The sequence below is a fragment of the Pseudomonas sp. A2 genome (genome assembly GCF_023100865.1).
Lineage (GTDB): Bacteria > Pseudomonadota > Gammaproteobacteria > Pseudomonadales > Pseudomonadaceae > Aquipseudomonas > Aquipseudomonas asiatica.
Genome location: NZ_CP039127.1, coordinates 6006964 through 6022166, shown reverse-complemented (window position 1 = coordinate 6022166; position 15203 = coordinate 6006964). Strand labels below are relative to the sequence as shown.

Annotated in this window: 16 protein-coding genes; 7 read left to right on the top strand and 9 right to left on the bottom strand. The window is 63.0% G+C overall.

Annotation, left to right across the window (positions count from 1 at the left end):
* Nucleotides 1-57 precede the first annotated feature (57 nt).
* Both rpoZ and E5221_RS27805 read right to left on the bottom strand, forming a co-directional pair.
* Nucleotides 58-321, bottom strand: a complete 264-nt coding sequence (rpoZ, locus tag E5221_RS27810; RefSeq protein ID WP_003253383.1) for a DNA-directed RNA polymerase subunit omega — start codon at nucleotides 319-321, stop codon at nucleotides 58-60.
* A 261-nt stretch (nucleotides 322-582) separates the two neighbouring features.
* Entirely contained in the window at nucleotides 583-1455 is an 873-nt protein-coding gene (locus tag E5221_RS27805; RefSeq protein ID WP_013974798.1) for a LysR family transcriptional regulator, read from the bottom strand.
* 207 nt (nucleotides 1456-1662) lie between these two features.
* On the opposite strand from E5221_RS27805, the gene E5221_RS27800 reads away from it, so the two are divergent.
* The 3 genes from E5221_RS27800 to E5221_RS27790 all read left to right on the top strand — a co-directional run bounded on the left by E5221_RS27800 (nucleotide 1663) and on the right by E5221_RS27790 (nucleotide 5478).
* Nucleotides 1663-3045 carry a glutamine synthetase family protein gene (locus tag E5221_RS27800; RefSeq protein WP_015272334.1) on the top strand — a complete coding sequence of 461 codons (1383 nt, stop codon included), beginning with the start codon at nucleotides 1663-1665 and terminating at the stop codon, nucleotides 3043-3045.
* 4 nt (nucleotides 3046-3049) lie between these two features.
* The gene (locus E5221_RS27795; protein ID WP_015272333.1) at nucleotides 3050-3823 is read left to right on the top strand and encodes a gamma-glutamyl-gamma-aminobutyrate hydrolase family protein; all 774 of its coding nucleotides are present in this window, start codon (nucleotides 3050-3052) and stop codon (nucleotides 3821-3823) included.
* Between the two features lie 113 nt (nucleotides 3824-3936).
* Nucleotides 3937-5478: an APC family permease gene (locus E5221_RS27790; protein WP_232881306.1), complete on the top strand. Its 1542-nt coding sequence runs from the start codon at nucleotides 3937-3939 to the stop codon at nucleotides 5476-5478.
* A 124-nt stretch (nucleotides 5479-5602) separates the two neighbouring features.
* Here E5221_RS27790 and gmk read toward each other — a convergent pair whose 3' ends face one another.
* Complete coding sequence (gmk, locus tag E5221_RS27785; RefSeq protein WP_039612338.1) at nucleotides 5603-6223, bottom strand: guanylate kinase; 621 nt, start codon at nucleotides 6221-6223, stop codon at nucleotides 5603-5605.
* A 13-nt stretch (nucleotides 6224-6236) separates the two neighbouring features.
* On the bottom strand, nucleotides 6237-7100 hold the full coding sequence (locus E5221_RS27780) for a YicC/YloC family endoribonuclease (RefSeq protein ID WP_015272331.1): 864 nt from the start codon (nucleotides 7098-7100) through the stop codon (nucleotides 6237-6239).
* A gap of 228 nt (nucleotides 7101-7328) precedes the next feature.
* Between E5221_RS27780 and rph the strand changes: the two genes are divergently transcribed.
* The gene (gene rph / locus E5221_RS27775) at nucleotides 7329-8051 is read left to right on the top strand and encodes a ribonuclease PH (RefSeq protein WP_039612336.1); all 723 of its coding nucleotides are present in this window, start codon (nucleotides 7329-7331) and stop codon (nucleotides 8049-8051) included.
* Between the two features lie 23 nt (nucleotides 8052-8074).
* Entirely contained in the window at nucleotides 8075-8443 is a 369-nt protein-coding gene (locus tag E5221_RS27770) for a DUF4870 domain-containing protein (RefSeq protein ID WP_003258195.1), read from the top strand.
* Between the two features lie 115 nt (nucleotides 8444-8558).
* Here E5221_RS27770 and E5221_RS27765 read toward each other — a convergent pair whose 3' ends face one another.
* Nucleotides 8559-9338, bottom strand: a complete 780-nt coding sequence (locus E5221_RS27765; protein ID WP_003253401.1) for an exodeoxyribonuclease III — start codon at nucleotides 9336-9338, stop codon at nucleotides 8559-8561.
* Between the two features lie 80 nt (nucleotides 9339-9418).
* On the opposite strand from E5221_RS27765, the gene pyrE reads away from it, so the two are divergent.
* A complete protein-coding gene (gene pyrE / locus E5221_RS27760) occupies nucleotides 9419-10060 on the top strand; it encodes an orotate phosphoribosyltransferase (RefSeq protein ID WP_003253405.1) in 642 nt (213 codons plus the stop codon).
* Between the two features lie 175 nt (nucleotides 10061-10235).
* On the opposite strand, the gene argB is transcribed toward pyrE, so the two are convergent.
* The 4 genes from argB to coaBC form a co-directional block, all read right to left on the bottom strand.
* Nucleotides 10236-11141, bottom strand: a complete 906-nt coding sequence (gene argB / locus E5221_RS27755) for an acetylglutamate kinase (RefSeq protein ID WP_003258198.1) — start codon at nucleotides 11139-11141, stop codon at nucleotides 10236-10238.
* Nucleotides 11142-11171: 30 nt separating this feature from the next.
* Nucleotides 11172-12572, bottom strand: a complete 1401-nt coding sequence (locus E5221_RS27750) for a phosphomannomutase/phosphoglucomutase (protein ID WP_247846725.1) — start codon at nucleotides 12570-12572, stop codon at nucleotides 11172-11174.
* 111 nt (nucleotides 12573-12683) lie between these two features.
* A complete protein-coding gene (gene dut / locus E5221_RS27745) occupies nucleotides 12684-13139 on the bottom strand; it encodes a dUTP diphosphatase (RefSeq protein WP_015272329.1) in 456 nt (151 codons plus the stop codon).
* Nucleotides 13140-13144: 5 nt separating this feature from the next.
* On the bottom strand, nucleotides 13145-14356 hold the full coding sequence (gene coaBC, locus E5221_RS27740) for a bifunctional phosphopantothenoylcysteine decarboxylase/phosphopantothenate--cysteine ligase CoaBC (protein ID WP_003253409.1): 1212 nt from the start codon (nucleotides 14354-14356) through the stop codon (nucleotides 13145-13147).
* 128 nt (nucleotides 14357-14484) lie between these two features.
* Here coaBC and radC point away from each other — a divergent pair, with 128 nt between their 5' ends.
* Nucleotides 14485-15165 carry a DNA repair protein RadC gene (gene radC, locus E5221_RS27735; protein ID WP_039612333.1) on the top strand — a complete coding sequence of 227 codons (681 nt, stop codon included), beginning with the start codon at nucleotides 14485-14487 and terminating at the stop codon, nucleotides 15163-15165.
* Nucleotides 15166-15203 lie beyond the last annotated feature (38 nt).

Below are 15203 nucleotides of genomic sequence, written 5' to 3'. Positions count from 1 at the left end.
GTTCACCTCCTGCCGAGGAAGGGGGCCTTGCGCCGTGCGACGTCGACCTGGCATCAATCAGACAGCCTCGTTGTTCTCGTCCTCGAATGCGGCGAACACCGGATCCTCGGTGACGATCTCTTCAGCGGCGATGAACTCGTTGGTGACGATGCCTTCGGCGATTTCACGCAGGGCAACAACGGTCGGCTTGTCGTTTTCCCACGCAACGCGTGGCTCTTTGCCGCCGGTCGCCAGCTGGCGAGCGCGCTTGGTCGAGAGCATGACCAGCTCAAAGCGGTTATCCACGTGTTCCAGGCAGTCTTCAACAGTTACGCGGGCCATGGTCTTCCTCAGTAGCAATTGCGGTGGGCGTGCAGCCCGATAATGGGCAGGCGGACTCGATAGTTTAAAAAATCACCAGCCAATAGGGAAGCGCTGTTTTGTCGGGTGGTTACCTTCAAGCCCTGTGTTGCCTTCTTCGCGGCTGAAGCCGCTCCCACAGGGACCGCATTGTCCTCAGGTTCATCACCGCACCCTGTGGGAGCGGCTTCAGCCGCGAAAGGGCCGGAACAGACACCCTATCGCTTGAACCTGACGATAACCTCAGAGCATCGCGTCACGCAACCGCGGGGTCAGCTCCTCGAACAGGGTCTGCACCGAGCGCAACGCCCGGCAGTCCGGCCGGGTCAGCAGCCACAGCTGGGTGTCGCAACCCGGCAGCGGCCCGCTCAGCGCATCCACCCCGGGCAGAGCATGCACCATGTAGTCCGGCAGCGCTGCCACGCCGAGCCCGGCCGTGACCAGTTGAGCGATGGTCGACATGCCGCTGCACTGGTAGCGCGGGCTCAACCCCGGGTGCTGCTGGTTGCGCCAGACCACCGTGGGGTGGTCCTGCATCGAGTCGTCGGGGGCGATCCACGGCACGCTGGCAGGTGACTCGGCCAGGCGCTCGCGCCACTGCGGCTGGCCGCAGACCACGTAGGAGGTGGACCCCAGGTTGCGGCCCACCAGGTGCTCCGGCGGCGTGTTGGTCAGGCGCAGGGCAATGTCGGCATCGCGCCGGCTGAGGTTGGCGAAGGTGTTGGAGGTGCCCATCTCCAGCGACAAGGCCGGGTAGTTGGGCATGAACTCGGCCAGCGCCGGCAGCAGCAGGCTGTGCATCACCGCCTCGGTACAGGTCAGGCGCACGGTGCCGCTGACCACCTGCTCGCCACTGGTCATGGCGATGCGCGCCGCCTCCAGCGCCTGCTCGGCGCGCTCGGCCTGCTCGGCCAGGGCCTGGGCGGTGTCGGTCGGCAGGTAGCCTTTGCGGCTCTTGACGAACAAGGCGGTGCCCAGCGCCGACTCCAGCCGGCGGATCGAGCGGAACACCGTCGAAACATCGACCTTGAGCAACTCGGCAGCCTTGGCCAGCGAGCGGCCACGTTCCAGGGCCAGGACCAGGGAGAGGTCGGCATGGGTAATCTGATATTGCATTGGTGCACGCTCTGCTTGCCGAATTGCCAATGTCTGTTGCGTTTTGGCCATTTTATAGTGAAACGGCCCCCGGGAATCAATGCGCCCGGTCGGGTAACCAATCCCCACGATGGGAAAGTGAAAAGAACAACAGCTGCAACCATCGTCGCCCGTGAGGCGCCAGCCGTATCCCCCACATCGCCGCAGCAAATCAAAGGATGTACAGCCATGACGTCGGTAACCCCGTGCGCCAGTTCTTCCAGCGAGATGAATGACTTCCTCCAGGCCCATCCGGACACGCAGTACGTCGACCTGCTGATCTCCGACATGAACGGCGTTGTACGTGGCAAGCGCATCGAGCGGGCCAGCCTGCACAAGGTGTACGAGAAGGGCATCAACCTGCCGGCATCGCTGTTCGCCCTGGACATCAACGGGTCCACCGTCGAGAGCACCGGCCTTGGCCTGGACATCGGCGATGCCGACCGCATCTGCTTCCCGATCCCCGGCACGCTGTCGGACGAGCCGTGGCAGAAGCGCCCCACCGCCCAGCTGCTGATGACCATGCACGAACTGGATGGCCAGCCGTTCTTCGCCGACCCGCGCGAAGTACTGCGCCAGGTGGTGAGCAAGTTCGATGACCTGGGCCTGGATATCTGCGCCGCGTTCGAGCTGGAGTTCTACCTGATCGACCAGGACAACCTCAACGGTCGCCCGCAGCCGCCGCGCTCGCCGATTTCCGGCAAACGCCCGCAGTCGACCCAGGTGTACCTGATCGACGACCTCGATGAATATGCCGACTGCCTGCAGGACATGCTCGAAGCGGCCAAGGAGCAAGGCCTGCCCGCCGACGCCATTGTCAAGGAAAGCGCCCCGGCACAGTTCGAGGTCAACCTGCACCATGTGGCCGACCCACTGAAGGCCTGCGACTACGCGATCCTGCTCAAGCGCCTGATCAAGAACGTTGCCTACGACCATGAGATGGATACCACCTTCATGGCCAAGCCCTACCCGGGCCAGGCAGGCAATGGCCTGCACGTGCACATTTCGTTGCTGGACAAGAAAACCGGCAAGAACATCTTCGCCAGTGACGACCCGCTGCAAAGCGACGCGCTGCGCCATGCCATCGGTGGTGTTCTGGAGACCATGCCGGCGTCGATGGCCTTCCTCTGCCCGAACATCAACTCCTACCGCCGCTTCGGCGCGCAGTTCTACGTGCCCAATGCGCCAAGCTGGGGCCTGGACAACCGTACCGTGGCCGTGCGCGTGCCCACCGACAGCAGCGATAACGTGCGCCTCGAGCACCGCGTGGCCGGTGCCGACGCCAACCCCTACCTGATGCTCGCGGCGATCCTCGCCGGTGTTCACCACGGCCTGACCAACCAGGTCGAGCCGCAGGCACCGATCGAAGGCAATTCCTACGAACAGCTGGAGCAGAGCCTGCCAAACAACCTGCGCGATGCCCTGCGCGCACTGGACGACAGCGAAGTCCTCAACCAATACATCAGCCCGGATTACATCGATATCTTCGTGGCCTGCAAGGAAAGCGAACTGGCCGAGTTCGAAGTGTCGATTTCCGATCTCGAGTACAACTGGTACCTGCACACGGTGTAAACCCATGAGCGCAAATGCGGTCCCCTTGATCGGTGTCAGCGCCTGCCGCCAGCAGGTGGGGAAGAACTCGTCGCATACGGTAGGCGACAAGTATGTCGAGGCGGCCGGCTTTGCCGGCTTGCCATTGATCTTGCCGGCCCGTGACGGGGGCAGCGACACGCAGGCGCTGCTGGCCCGTCTGCATGGCATTGTTTTTACCGGCTCACCTTCAAATATCGAACCGCATCATTACAATGGCGCCCCCAGCGCGGCAGGTACCCGGCACGATCTGGCACGCGATCGCCTGACCCTGCCGCTGTTGCAGGCGGCCATTGCCGCCGGTGTGCCGGTGTTCTGTATTTGCCGTGGCTACCAGGAATTGAACGTGGCCCTGGGCGGCAGCCTGCACCAGCGCGTGCAGGAACTGCCCGGCTACCTGGACCACCGTGAACCAGAGGACGCACCTCTGGAGGTGCAATACGGCCCTCGTCACCTTGTCGGTATCGAGCCTGGCGGGTTGTTCGAGCGCCTGGGCCTGGCGGCGCAGTTCGAGGTCAACTCGCTGCACAGCCAGGGCATCGACCGCCTGGCCCCAGGCCTGCGCGTCGAGGCACGGGCCCCGGATGGCCTGATCGAAGCGGTGTCCATGCCTGCCGCGCCGGGCTTTGTGCTCGGCGTGCAGTGGCACCCGGAGTGGCGATTTACCGAAAACCCGGTCTCGTTGCGCCTGTTCCAGGCGTTTCGCGAGGCCTGTTTTGCCTATGCAACACGGGAGGGCGCACGGCAGGAGGCACTCTGACGTCACCCGAAGGTCTCGGATGACTTGTTCCCGGCAGCAAGCTTTCAATGAGTGAAAGCGGGCCTTGTACGCAAGGCCTGTGAAAACAATTCCAAAATTTACGGCAAATACTCATGAGCAATTACACAGAAGCCGGCCGCCCACCCGATGTGGCGGCCGACGCGGGCAACACCCAGCGCAGCAAGGGGCTGGCCACCGGCCGGCTGGGCTTGCTGGCCAGCGTGGTGCTAGGCATTTCCACCATCGCCCCGGTCTACACCCTGACCGGCGCCCTTGGGCCGACCGTGCGTGAAGTGGGCGCGCACCTGCCAGCGGTATTCATCGTCGGCTTCCTGCCGATGCTGTTGGTAGCCTTGGGCTACCGCGAACTGAACTCGGCGGAGCCGGACAGTGGTACTTCGTTTACCTGGTCGGCGCGTGCCTTCGGTCCGATGATCGGCTGGATCGGTGGCTGGGGCCTGGTGGTCGCCACCACCATCGTGTTGTCGAACCTGGCAGGGGTGGCGGTCGACTTCTTCTATCTGTTCCTTGGTCAGATTACCGGCAAGCATGAACTGGCGGCATTGGCCGACAACCTGCTCATCAACATAACCACCTGTTGCGTGTTCATCGCCCTGGCGGTGTGGATCTGCTGCCGTGGCATGACCACCACCATGACGGTGCAATATGGCCTGGTAGCCCTGCAGTTGCTGGTGCTGATCGGCTTTGCCTTTGCCGCTTTCGGCGAAACGACGGCGCCGCCACCGCTGGAATTCGATTTCGCCTGGTTCAACCCGTTCGGCGTCGAATCTTTCTCGGCCTTTGCCGCCGGGCTGTCGCTGTCGATCTTCATCTTCTGGGGCTGGGACGTGTGCCTGACTGTCAGCGAGGAGTCGGTCGGCAGTGACGAGGTGCCGGGCAAGGCGGCCACCTGGACCGTGCTGCTGATCCTCGGCCTGTACCTGTTCACCGCCATTGCCACCCTGCAGTTTGCTGGTATCAGCGAACAGGGCCTGGGCCTGAACAACCCGCGCATCCAGGAAAACGTCTTCGCTCACCTGGCCGGCCCGGTCATGGGGCCGCTGGCGATCCTGATGTCCATCGCCGTGCTGGCCAGTACCGCGGCGTCGCTGCAGTCGACCTTCGTGTCGCCGGCGCGCACACTGTTGGCCATGGGTTACTACGGTGCGGTGCCGCAGAAGTTCGCCAGCGTCTGCCCACGTTCGCAGACCCCGCGTTACGCCACCATCTGCGCCGGCGTGGCCGCGGGCCTGTTCTACGTGACCATGCGCACCCTGAGCGAGAACGTGTTGGCGGATACCATCACTGCACTGGGCATGATGATCTGCTTCTACTATTCGCTGACGGCCTTCGCCTGTGTCTGGTACTTCCGCGACAGCCTGTTCGACAGCCTGCGCCACTTCCTGATGCGCGGCTTGTGCCCGCTGGTGGGTGGGGTGATCTTGTCGGTTATCTTCGTGCGTACCGCCATCGACAGCGCCTCGCCGGACTTCGGCAGCGGCTCGCATGTGGGCGGGCTGGGGCTGGTGTTCGTGATCGCCGCGATCATCTCGGTGCTGGGGATCGTGCTGATGATGCTGTCGCGGCTGCGCGCGCCGGCGTACTTCCTGGGGGCTACCCTGCGTCAGCAGGCTACCTTGCCATTGCAGGAATAAGGCTGGGGGCGCTTCGCGCCCCATTCGCAGCACAAGGCTGCTCCTACATCGATGGCGTACATTGCGCCATTGTAGGAGCAGCCTTGTGCTGCGAATGGGCTGCAAAGCAGCCCCATGCGGTCTTTCAGGAGAGCAGTTCTTTCAGAAGCCCGCTGTTGCGCTGTTGCTGCTTTTTCAGCAGCAGGCGGTTCGAGCGGAACACTGCCTTCAAGTCCTCCAGCGCCTCGTCGAAGTCATCGTTGATGATCACGTAGTCATACTCGTCGTAGTGCACCATCTCGCTGACCGCTTCCTTCATGCGCCCGGCGATGATTTCTTCGCTGTCCTGCCCGCGGCCGTCCAGGCGCTCGCGCAGCGCCTGCTGGCTTGGTGGCAGGATGAACACCGACAAAGCCTGCGGCATCAGCTTGCGTACCTGCTGGGCGCCTTGCCAGTCGATTTCCAGGATCAGGTCGTAACCCTGGTTCAGGGTCTGCTGCATGGCGCTGCGCGAGGTGCCGTAGAAGTTGCCGAACACCTCGGCATGCTCCAGGAAGTCGCCTTGTTCGATCAGAGCCTTGAATTCCTCGTGGACGACGAAGTGGTAGTTCACCCCGTGCTGCTCACCCGGGCGCATGGCGCGGGTGGTGTGCGAGACCGAGACGCGGATTTGCGAGTCGTCCTGGGTCAGGGCAGTGACCAGGCTGGTCTTGCCGGCGCCCGAAGGGGCCGAAACGATGTAGAGAGTGCCGCTGCTGTGCTTCATGGTCGGGGTGGCCTTACTCGATGTTCTGTACTTGTTCACGCATCTGTTCGATCAATACCTTCAGGTTGACCGCCGCTTGCGTGCTGCGTGGGTCGAAGGCCTTGGAGCCGAGGGTGTTGGCCTCGCGGTTGAGTTCCTGCATCAGGAAGTCGAGGCGCCGCCCGGCAGCACCGCCACCCTTGAGCACGCGGCGCACTTCGGTGACGTGGGTGCTGAGGCGGTCGAGCTCCTCGGCCACGTCGCTCTTCTGGGCCAGTAGCACCATCTCCTGCTCCAGACGTTGCGGGTCGAGTTCGGCCTGCATATCGCCGAAGCGGTCGAGGATCTTCTGCCGCTGTGCTGCCAGCATCTGCGGCACCAGGGCGCGCAGGGTGGTGACTTCGCTGGCCATGTTGTCCAGGCGTTCGTTGATCAGCCGGGCCAGTTCCAGGCCTTCACGCTGACGCCCGGCCTTGAGCTCGGCCAGCGCCTCATCGAACAACGCCATGGCTTCGGTATTCAGTGCCTGCGGATCGTTGGCGTCGGCCACCAACACGCCTGGCCAGGACAGCACCTCCAGCGGGTTCAGTGGTGCCGGCTGCTTGATCAGGCCGGCCACTTCCTCGGCGGCGGCAACCAGCTGCGCGGCGCGCTCGCGGTCCACCTTCAGCGGTTTGCCGTTGCTGTCTTCGTTGAGGCGCAAGGTGCATTCTACCTTGCCCCGCGACAGGCCTTGGCGCAGCCCTTCACGCACGGCGCCTTCGAGGTCGCGCAGGGCCTCGGGCAGGCGCAGGTGCGGCTCCAGGTAACGGTGGTTGACCGAACGCAGCTCCCAGACCAGGGTGCCTTGGCTGCCGGCGCGCTCGACACGAGCAAAAGCGGTCATGCTGTGCACCATGGGGAGTACCTCGCGTATATGAATGAACGGTGGGAGCCTCTCGGCTGCAAGGCGCAGGATTGTAGCGCAGTGGGGCCTCGGCGCCCAATCCACCCATGTTACCGACGGGTGGCCTGGCCAGTAGGAAAAGGCGACGGGCTGTGCCGGGCGCGACAATAGGCATGTCTTCCCCGGGCCATGGGCCCTATAATGCTCGGCAGATTCAAAGTCCCAGTACAGGTATCCCAGATGAAACGTCCAAGTGGTCGCGCCGCCGATCAGCTCCGCTCGATCCGCATTACCCGCAACTACACCAAGCACGCCGAAGGGTCGGTACTGGTCGAGTTCGGTGACACCAAGGTCATCTGCACGGTCAGCGTGGAAAACGGTGTGCCGCGCTTTCTCAAAGGCCAGGGCCAAGGCTGGCTGACTGCCGAGTACGGCATGCTGCCGCGCTCCACCGGCGAGCGTAACCAGCGTGAAGCCAGCCGTGGCAAGCAGGGTGGCCGCACCCTGGAAATCCAGCGTCTGATCGGCCGTTCGCTGCGCGCCGCGCTGGACATGAGCAAGCTCGGTGATATCACCCTGTACATCGACTGCGACGTGATCCAGGCCGATGGTGGCACCCGTACCGCGTCCATCACCGGTGCCATGGTCGCTCTGTGCGATGCCTTGGCGGTGATCAAGAAGCGCGGTGGCCTGAAAGCCGGCAACCCGCTCAAGCACATGATCGCCGCAGTGTCGGTGGGCATGTATCAGGGCGAAGCGGTGCTCGACCTGGACTACCTGGAAGACTCCGCCGCCGAAACCGACCTGAACGTGGTCATGACCAGCGCCGGTGGTTTCATCGAAGTGCAGGGTACTGCCGAAGGTGCGCCGTTCCAGCCTGAAGACTTCAACGCCATGCTCGCCCTGGCGCAGAAGGGCATGAGCGAGATCTTCGAACTGCAGCAGGCGGCACTGGCCGACTGAACCCAGCCAGGGAGGTGCGGGGCATGAGCGAATCGAACCTGTCGATCACCCCGCCCAATGCCGAAATCCGGCAGTGGGCGATGTTCTGCCACCTCTCCGCGCTGCTGGGCCTGGTGGTGCCGCTCGGTCACTTGCTGGGCCCGCTGGTGCTTTGGCACCTCAAGCGCGAGCAAGACCCTTTCATCGACGCCCAGGGCAAAGAGGCGCTGAATTTTCAGATCAGCGTAACCATTGCCGGGTTCATCTGCTTCCTGCTGATGTTCGTTTTCATCGGGCTGGTGCTGTTCGCCATGCTGATGGTCGCGGTGATGATCCTGATCATCATTGCGGCAGTGCGGGCGAATGAGGGCAAGCCGTATCGCTACCCGATGATCTGGCGGCCGATCAAATAAAGCTGGGGCTGCTTTGCAGCCCTATCGCGACACAAGGCCGCTCCTACAAGGGATATGCATTCCCCTGTAGGAGCGGCCTTGTGTCGCGATAGGGCCGCAAAGCGGCCCCATGCCTTCAGATGGTCAACGTCCAGTCATAGTCGACGATCAGCGGCGCATGCTGGGAGAAGCGCGGCTGACGCGGCAGGCGGGCATTGCGCACGAAGCGGCGCAGCCCCGGGGTTAGGATCTGGTAGTCGAACCGGTAGCCCAGGTTGAGCATCTCGGCCTGCTCGTTGTCCGGCCACCAGCTGTACTGGTCGCCTTCACGGCTGACTTCGCGCAGGGCGTCGACGTAACCCATCTCGCCGGTGATCGCATCCATCCAGGCACGCTCCGGCGCCAGGAAGCCCGGCGACTGCTGGCTGTCACGCCAGTTCTTGATGTCGAGCTTCTGCTGCGCCACGTAGAACGAGCCGCAGTAGATGTATTCGCGACGCTTGCGACGCTGTTTGTCCAGGTACTTGGCGAAGTCGTCCATCAACTTGAACTTCTGGTTCAAGTCTTCGTCGCCGTTCATACCCGAAGGCAGCAGCAGGCTGGCAATACTGACTTTGTCGAAATCTGCTTGCAGGTAACGCCCGTAGCGGTCGGCTGTCTCGAAGCCCAGGCCGGTGATGACTGCCTTGGGCTGCATGCGCGAATACAGGGCCACACCACCTTGGGCAGGCACCTCCGCGTCGCAGGCATAAAGGAAATAGCCATCGAGCTGGAAAGCTGGGTCATCGAGTTCAAAGGCCGAGGCGCGGGTATCCTGAAGGCAGATGACGTCGGCATTCTGGGCTTGCAGCCAGCTGAGCAATCCACGCTCGGCCGCAGCCTGAATGCCATTTACGTTCACACTGATGATCCGCATAAATGGCCCCAAAAATCTCGTGCGTGTATGATACCCGAGCTCAACCCATTTAGCTAAATCCGTGGTGTCCGGGACTATCCATGCAGCCGTATCAGCGCGACTTCATCCGTTTTGCCATCGATCGCGGGGTACTGCGTTTCGGTGAATTCACCCTGAAATCGGGGCGTACCAGCCCGTATTTCTTCAATGCCGGCCTGTTCAACACCGGTTCCGCCCTGGCCGAACTGGGCCGTTGCTATGCCGCAGCCATTGTCGACAGCAAGATCCCGTTCGATGTGCTGTTCGGCCCGGCCTACAAGGGTATCCCGCTGGCAGCGACAACTGCCGTGGCCCTTGCCGATCAGCATCAGCTCGATGTGCCATGGTGCTTCAACCGTAAGGAAGCCAAGGACCACGGTGAAGGTGGCAGCCTGGTCGGTGCACCGCTGGCCGGTGACGTGCTGATCATCGACGACGTGATCACCGCCGGTACCGCCATTCGTGAGGTCATGCAAATCATCAATGCCCAGCAGGCCAAGGCCGCTGGCGTGTTGATCGCGCTGAACCGCGAAGAGCGTGGCAATGGCGAGCTGTCGGCGATCCAGGAAGTGGAACGCGACTTCGGTATTCCGGTGGTCAGCATCGTTTCGCTGACCCAGGTGCTGGAGTTCCTGGCCGATGATCCACAGCTGAAGCAGCATCTGCCGGCGGTCGAGGCTTACCGGGCGCAGTACGGTATCTGATCCGGGCCTGGAAATGAAAAAGGCGACCTTCTTGTGAAGGTCGCCTTTTTTTGTGTCGCCTGTCCCGGCCTCTTCGCGGGTAAACCCGCTCCCACAGGATCTCCACAGCCCTCAAAGGCGGTGCTGTACCTGTGGGAGCGGGTTTACCCGCGAAGAGGCCGGGACAGGTTAACGATCAGCGCTGCTTGCGGTTGGTAATCAGGGTACCCACGCCGCTGTCGGTGAAGATCTCCAGCAGCACCGCGTTCGGCACGCGGCCGTCGATGATGTGGGAGCTATTCACACCGCCCTGCACGGCATCCAGCGCGCACTTGATCTTCGGCAGCATGCCGCCGTAGATGGTGCCGTCGGCGATCAGTTCATTGACCTGCTCGGTGGTCAGGCCGGTCAGTACCTCGCCCTGCTTGTCCATCAGGCCGGCGATGTTGGTCAGCAGCATCAGCTTCTCGGCCTTCAGCGCCTCGGCTACCTTGCCCGCCACCAGGTCGGCGTTGATGTTGTACGACTCACCGTTGGCACCCACGCCGATCGGCGCGATCACCGGGATGAAGTCGCCCTTCACCAGCATGTTCAGCAGGTCGGTGTTCACACTCACCACTTCGCCCACGTGGCCGATGTCGATGATTTCCGGGGTGGTCATCTCGGGCGTCTGGCGGCTGACGGTCAGCTTGCGGGCGCGGATCAGCTCCGCGTCCTTGCCGGTCAGGCCGATGGCGCTGCCGCCGTGGCGGTTGATCAGGTTGACGATGTCCTTGTTGACCTGGCCACCCAGCACCATCTCCACCACGTCCATGGTCGCCGAGTCGGTGACGCGCATGCCGTCGATGAAGTGGCTTTCGATCGACAGGCGCTTGAGCAGGTCGCCGATCTGCGGGCCACCACCGTGGACCACCACCGGGTTGATGCCCACAGCCTTCATCAGCACGATGTCACGAGCGAAGCCGGTCTTGAGCTCCTCGCTCTCCATCGCGTTGCCGCCGTACTTGATCACCAGGGTCTTGCCGACAAAGCGGCGGATGTAAGGCAGTGCTTCGGACAAAACCTCGGCTACATGGGAAGCGGCATCGCGATCGAGGGTCATGCAGGGCTCCTGTAAGGAACAGATAGTCGGTCAGAACGGCAGTTGCAGCTCAGGCTCAACCCGCAGCAACTGGGTACGGAAAACATCCTTGATACGTTGCAATTCGGCGTTGCTGTCAGCCTCGAAGCGCAGCACCAGCACCGGGGTGGTGTTGGAGGCGCGAACCAGGCCCCAGCCGTGGGCGTAGTCCACCCGCACACCGTCGATGGTGGTCAGGTTGGCTTCGCCCCAGTCGGCGTCTCGTTGCAGTGCATCAATGATGCTGAATTTACCCTCGTCGGTCACATCAATATTGATTTCCGGCGTGGAAATATCGTTCGGGAACGCGGCGAACAGGTTTTCGGCACTCTTCCCGGCCTTGCTGAGGATCTCCAGCAGGCGCGCGGCGCTGTAGATGCCGTCGTCGAAACCGTACCAGCGTTCCTTGATGAAGATGTGACCGCTCATCTCGCCGGCCAGCAGCGAGCCGGTCTGTTTCATCTTCTTCTTGATCAGCGAGTGGCCGGTCTTCCACATCAGTGCGCGGCCGCCGTGCTGCTCGATCAGCGGGGTCAGGCGACGGGTGCATTTCACGTCGAAAATGATCTCGGCACCCGGGTTGCGCGACAGTACGTCCTGGGCAAACAGCATCAGCAGGCGATCGGGGTAGACGATGCTGCCGGTGTTGGTCACCACGCCGACGCGGTCGCCGTCACCGTCGAAGGCCAGGCCGATGTCGGCACCGGTTTCCTTGACCTTGGCCATCAGGTCTTCGAGGTTTTCCGGCTTGCCCGGGTCCGGGTGGTGGTTGGGGAAGTTGCCGTCGACTTCGCAGAACAGCGGGATCACTTCGCAGCCCAGGGCTTCGATCAGTTGCGGCGCGACCACGCCGGCGGCACCGTTGCCGCAGTCCACGACCACCTTGAGCTTCTTGGCCAGCTTCACGTCCTCGACGATCTGCTGGAAGTAGCGGTCAAGGATCTCGACCTTTTCCACGCGGCCTTCGGCGAGGGTCAGGTCGTTGGTTTTCAATCGCGTCAGCAGGGCCTGGATCTGTTCGTTGGCCAGGGTATCGCCGGCGATGACGATCTTGAAACCGTTGTAGTCCGACGGGTTGTGGCTGCCGGTCAGCATTACACCGGACTTGCCGGCCAGCACGTTGGCTGCGTAATACAGGGCGGGGGTGGGCACCAGACCGACGTCGCTGACCTGGCAGCCGGCATCGACCAAGCCCTTGATCAGCTGTTCGACCAGCATCGGGCCGGACAGGCGGCCATCGCGGCCGACCGAAACCTGCGGTTCGCCCTGGGCCAGGCTCTGCGCGCCGATGGCGCGGCCGATCCAGTAGGCGGTTTCGGCGTGAAGGGTTTTGCCGACCACGCCGCGAATGTCATACGCGCGGAAAATGCTGTCTGGCAGTGCGGCGGGGACCAGGTGGGCCATGTCGTTCATCTCTGGAAGCTCCATTAGTCAAAGGCTTTCTGGGCAGGCGCAAACTGAACGCTTGGACGGTGGTTTCGCCAGAGAGTTCGCCATCCTTGGCCTGAACGGTCATTTCTCGGCTCAGTGGCTGCCGGAATGGCCGAAGCCGCCAGCGCCGCGCTGGCTTTCATCGAATGCTTCGACGATGTCGAAATGGGCCTGTACCACTGGTACCAGCACCAGCTGGGCAATGCGCTCGCCAACGGCGATGGTGAACGGTGTGTTGCCGCGGTTCCAGCACGACACCATCAACTCGCCCTGGTAGTCCGAGTCGATCAGCCCGACCAGGTTGCCAAGCACGATGCCGTGCTTATGGCCCAGGCCCGAGCGCGGCAATATCACCGCCGCCAGGCCCGGGTCGCCGATGTAGATCGACAGGCCGGTGGGGATCAGCAGGGTCTGGCCTGGCTCGAGGACGGTGTCTTCCTTTAGCAGGGCGCGCAGGTCCAAGCCGGCGGAGCCGGGGGTGGCGTACTGCGGCAGGGGGAATTCGGTGCCCAGGCGTGGGTCGAGGATCTTGGCTTGAAGAGCGTGCATGTAACTTATTGAACCTGATTGAGCCGTTCGGCGATGAAGGCGACCAGTTGCCGGGCAATCTTGCCCTTGCTGGTCTGCGCGAAGAGGGTCTGGTGCTGCTGGCGGTCGATCACGGTCAAGGCGTTTTCCTCGCTGTTGAAGCCGATGCTGGGGTTGGCCACATCATTGGCGACGATCAGGTCGAGGTTCTTGTCCTTGAGCTTGCGCGTGGCGTAATCGAGCAAGTGTTCGGTCTCGGCGGCGAAACCGACGCTGAACGGGCGGTCGGCGCGGCCAGCGATGGTGGCAAGGATATCGGGATTGCGCACCATCTGCAGCAGCATGCCGTCGCCGGTCGTAGGATCTTTCTTCAATTTTTGCGTGGCAACGACTTCCGGGCGGTAGTCCGCAACCGCCGCAGAGGCGATGAACAGGTCGCATGGCATGGCCGCTTCACAGGCCGCGAGCATGTCCCGCGCGCTGACCACGTCGATACGGCTGACCCGGTCGGGGGTCGGCAGGTGCACCGGGCCAGTGACGAGGGTCACCCGAGCCCCGGCCTCGGCGGCCGCTTCAGCCAAGGCGAAGCCCATCTTGCCGGAGCTATGATTGGTGATGTAGCGCACCGGGTCGATGTTTTCCTGGGTCGGGCCGGCAGTGATCAGCACGTGCTTGCCGGTCAGGGCCTGGCGCTTGAAGCTTTCCGCGGCACACCAGGCCAGGTCGGTGGCTTCGAGCATGCGGCCCAGGCCGACGTCGCCACAGGCCTGGCTGCCGGACGCTGGGCCGAACACCTGGATGCCCCGGCTCTTGAGCAGTTCGAGGTTGGCCTGGGTGGCCGGGTCGCGCCACATGGCCTGGTTCATGGCCGGGGCCACGGCGACAGTGGCATCGGTAGCCAGCACCAGGGTGGTCAGCAGGTCGTCGGCCATGCCTTGGGCCATGCGCGCCATGAGGTCGGCGGTGGCCGGGGCGATCAGCACCAGGTCAGCCCACTTGGCCAGTTCGATGTGGCCCATGGCCGCTTCGGCGGCAGGGTCGAGCAGGTCCATGTGCACCGGGTGGCCTGACAGCGCTTGCAGGGTTAGCGGGGTGATGAACTCTGCACCACCACGGGTCATGACGACGCGCACCTGCGCGCCGTGCTCCAGGAGTCGGCGAATCAGTTCGGCGCTTTTGTAGGCGGCAATGCCGCCACCCACGCCGAGAACGATGCGCTTGCGATACAGCCGCTGCATAGGCTTGCCTTTTTCCAGTGAGAGCGGGCGACGACGTTTGAAAATGCCTGCGGCGGAACGTCGCATGTACGAGGCGAAATAGATTAACACAGGGCCGAAATGGGCCGCAGCAAGGGCAGAGGAGCGGGATGAATATCAGGGAGTGGCCGGCTGAAGAGCGGCCGAGGGAGAAGTTGCTGCAGCGTGGGGCCGGAAGCCTGACGGACGCGGAATTGCTGGCTGTATTTCTCGGCTCAGGTGTGCGAGGGCGCAATGTCGTGGAGCTGGCGCGAGGTCTGCTCGTGAAGTTCGGGGGGTTGCGCCAGTTGCTGGAGGCCGACCGAGAGGCCTTCGTCGGCGAGCTTGGGTTGGGCCCGGTGAGGTACAGCCAGCTGCAGGCGCTGCTGGAGATCGGGCGCAGGCACCTTGCAACTTCGATTGAGCGTGAATCCGCGATGGACAGCCCGGCAACGGTGAGGCGCTATTTGAAAGCGATGCTGCGACATGAAGTCAGCGAGGTGTTCGGGTGCCTCTTTCTCGATACCAAGCACAGGCCGTTGGCGTTTGAAATCCTCTTCCGAGGCACGATAGATCGGGCCAGCGTCTACCCGCGGGAAGTGGTGCGGCGGGCATTGCTGCATAACGCAGCGGCCTTGATCCTGTGCCACAACCACCCCTCGGGCAACAGTGAGCCCAGCCAGGACGATGTGCATTTGACCCTGTCGTTGAAGCGGGGGCTGGCGTTGATCGATGTGCGGGTGCTGGATCACATCATCATCGGTGACGGGGAGCCGCTGTCGATGGTCGAGCATGGGTGGATTGTGGCCTGATGGAAAACTGGAGCTTTGTGCTGCCAGTACCGGCCCTT

Bases quoted from the DNA above. Each gene is read 5' to 3' on its own strand.
- rpoZ (WP_003253383.1), bottom strand. From the start codon at position 321: ATGGCCCGCGTAACTGTTGAAGACTGCCTGGAACACGTGGATAACCGC.
- E5221_RS27805 (WP_013974798.1), bottom strand. From the start codon at position 1,455: ATGCAATATCAGATTACCCATGCCGACCTCTCCCTGGTCCTGGCCCTG.
- E5221_RS27800 (WP_015272334.1), top strand. From the start codon at position 1,663: ATGACGTCGGTAACCCCGTGCGCCAGTTCTTCCAGCGAGATGAATGAC.
- E5221_RS27795 (WP_015272333.1), top strand. From the start codon at position 3,050: ATGAGCGCAAATGCGGTCCCCTTGATCGGTGTCAGCGCCTGCCGCCAG.
- E5221_RS27790 (WP_232881306.1), top strand. From the start codon at position 3,937: ATGAGCAATTACACAGAAGCCGGCCGCCCACCCGATGTGGCGGCCGAC.
- gmk (WP_039612338.1), bottom strand. From the start codon at position 6,223: ATGAAGCACAGCAGCGGCACTCTCTACATCGTTTCGGCCCCTTCGGGC.
- E5221_RS27780 (WP_015272331.1), bottom strand. From the start codon at position 7,100: ATGGTGCACAGCATGACCGCTTTTGCTCGTGTCGAGCGCGCCGGCAGC.
- rph (WP_039612336.1), top strand. From the start codon at position 7,329: ATGAAACGTCCAAGTGGTCGCGCCGCCGATCAGCTCCGCTCGATCCGC.
- E5221_RS27770 (WP_003258195.1), top strand. From the start codon at position 8,075: ATGAGCGAATCGAACCTGTCGATCACCCCGCCCAATGCCGAAATCCGG.
- E5221_RS27765 (WP_003253401.1), bottom strand. From the start codon at position 9,338: ATGCGGATCATCAGTGTGAACGTAAATGGCATTCAGGCTGCGGCCGAG.
- pyrE (WP_003253405.1), top strand. From the start codon at position 9,419: ATGCAGCCGTATCAGCGCGACTTCATCCGTTTTGCCATCGATCGCGGG.
- argB (WP_003258198.1), bottom strand. From the start codon at position 11,141: ATGACCCTCGATCGCGATGCCGCTTCCCATGTAGCCGAGGTTTTGTCC.
- E5221_RS27750 (WP_247846725.1), bottom strand. From the start codon at position 12,572: ATGAACGACATGGCCCACCTGGTCCCCGCCGCACTGCCAGACAGCATT.
- dut (WP_015272329.1), bottom strand. From the start codon at position 13,139: ATGCACGCTCTTCAAGCCAAGATCCTCGACCCACGCCTGGGCACCGAA.
- coaBC (WP_003253409.1), bottom strand. From the start codon at position 14,356: ATGCAGCGGCTGTATCGCAAGCGCATCGTTCTCGGCGTGGGTGGCGGC.
- radC (WP_039612333.1), top strand. From the start codon at position 14,485: ATGAATATCAGGGAGTGGCCGGCTGAAGAGCGGCCGAGGGAGAAGTTG.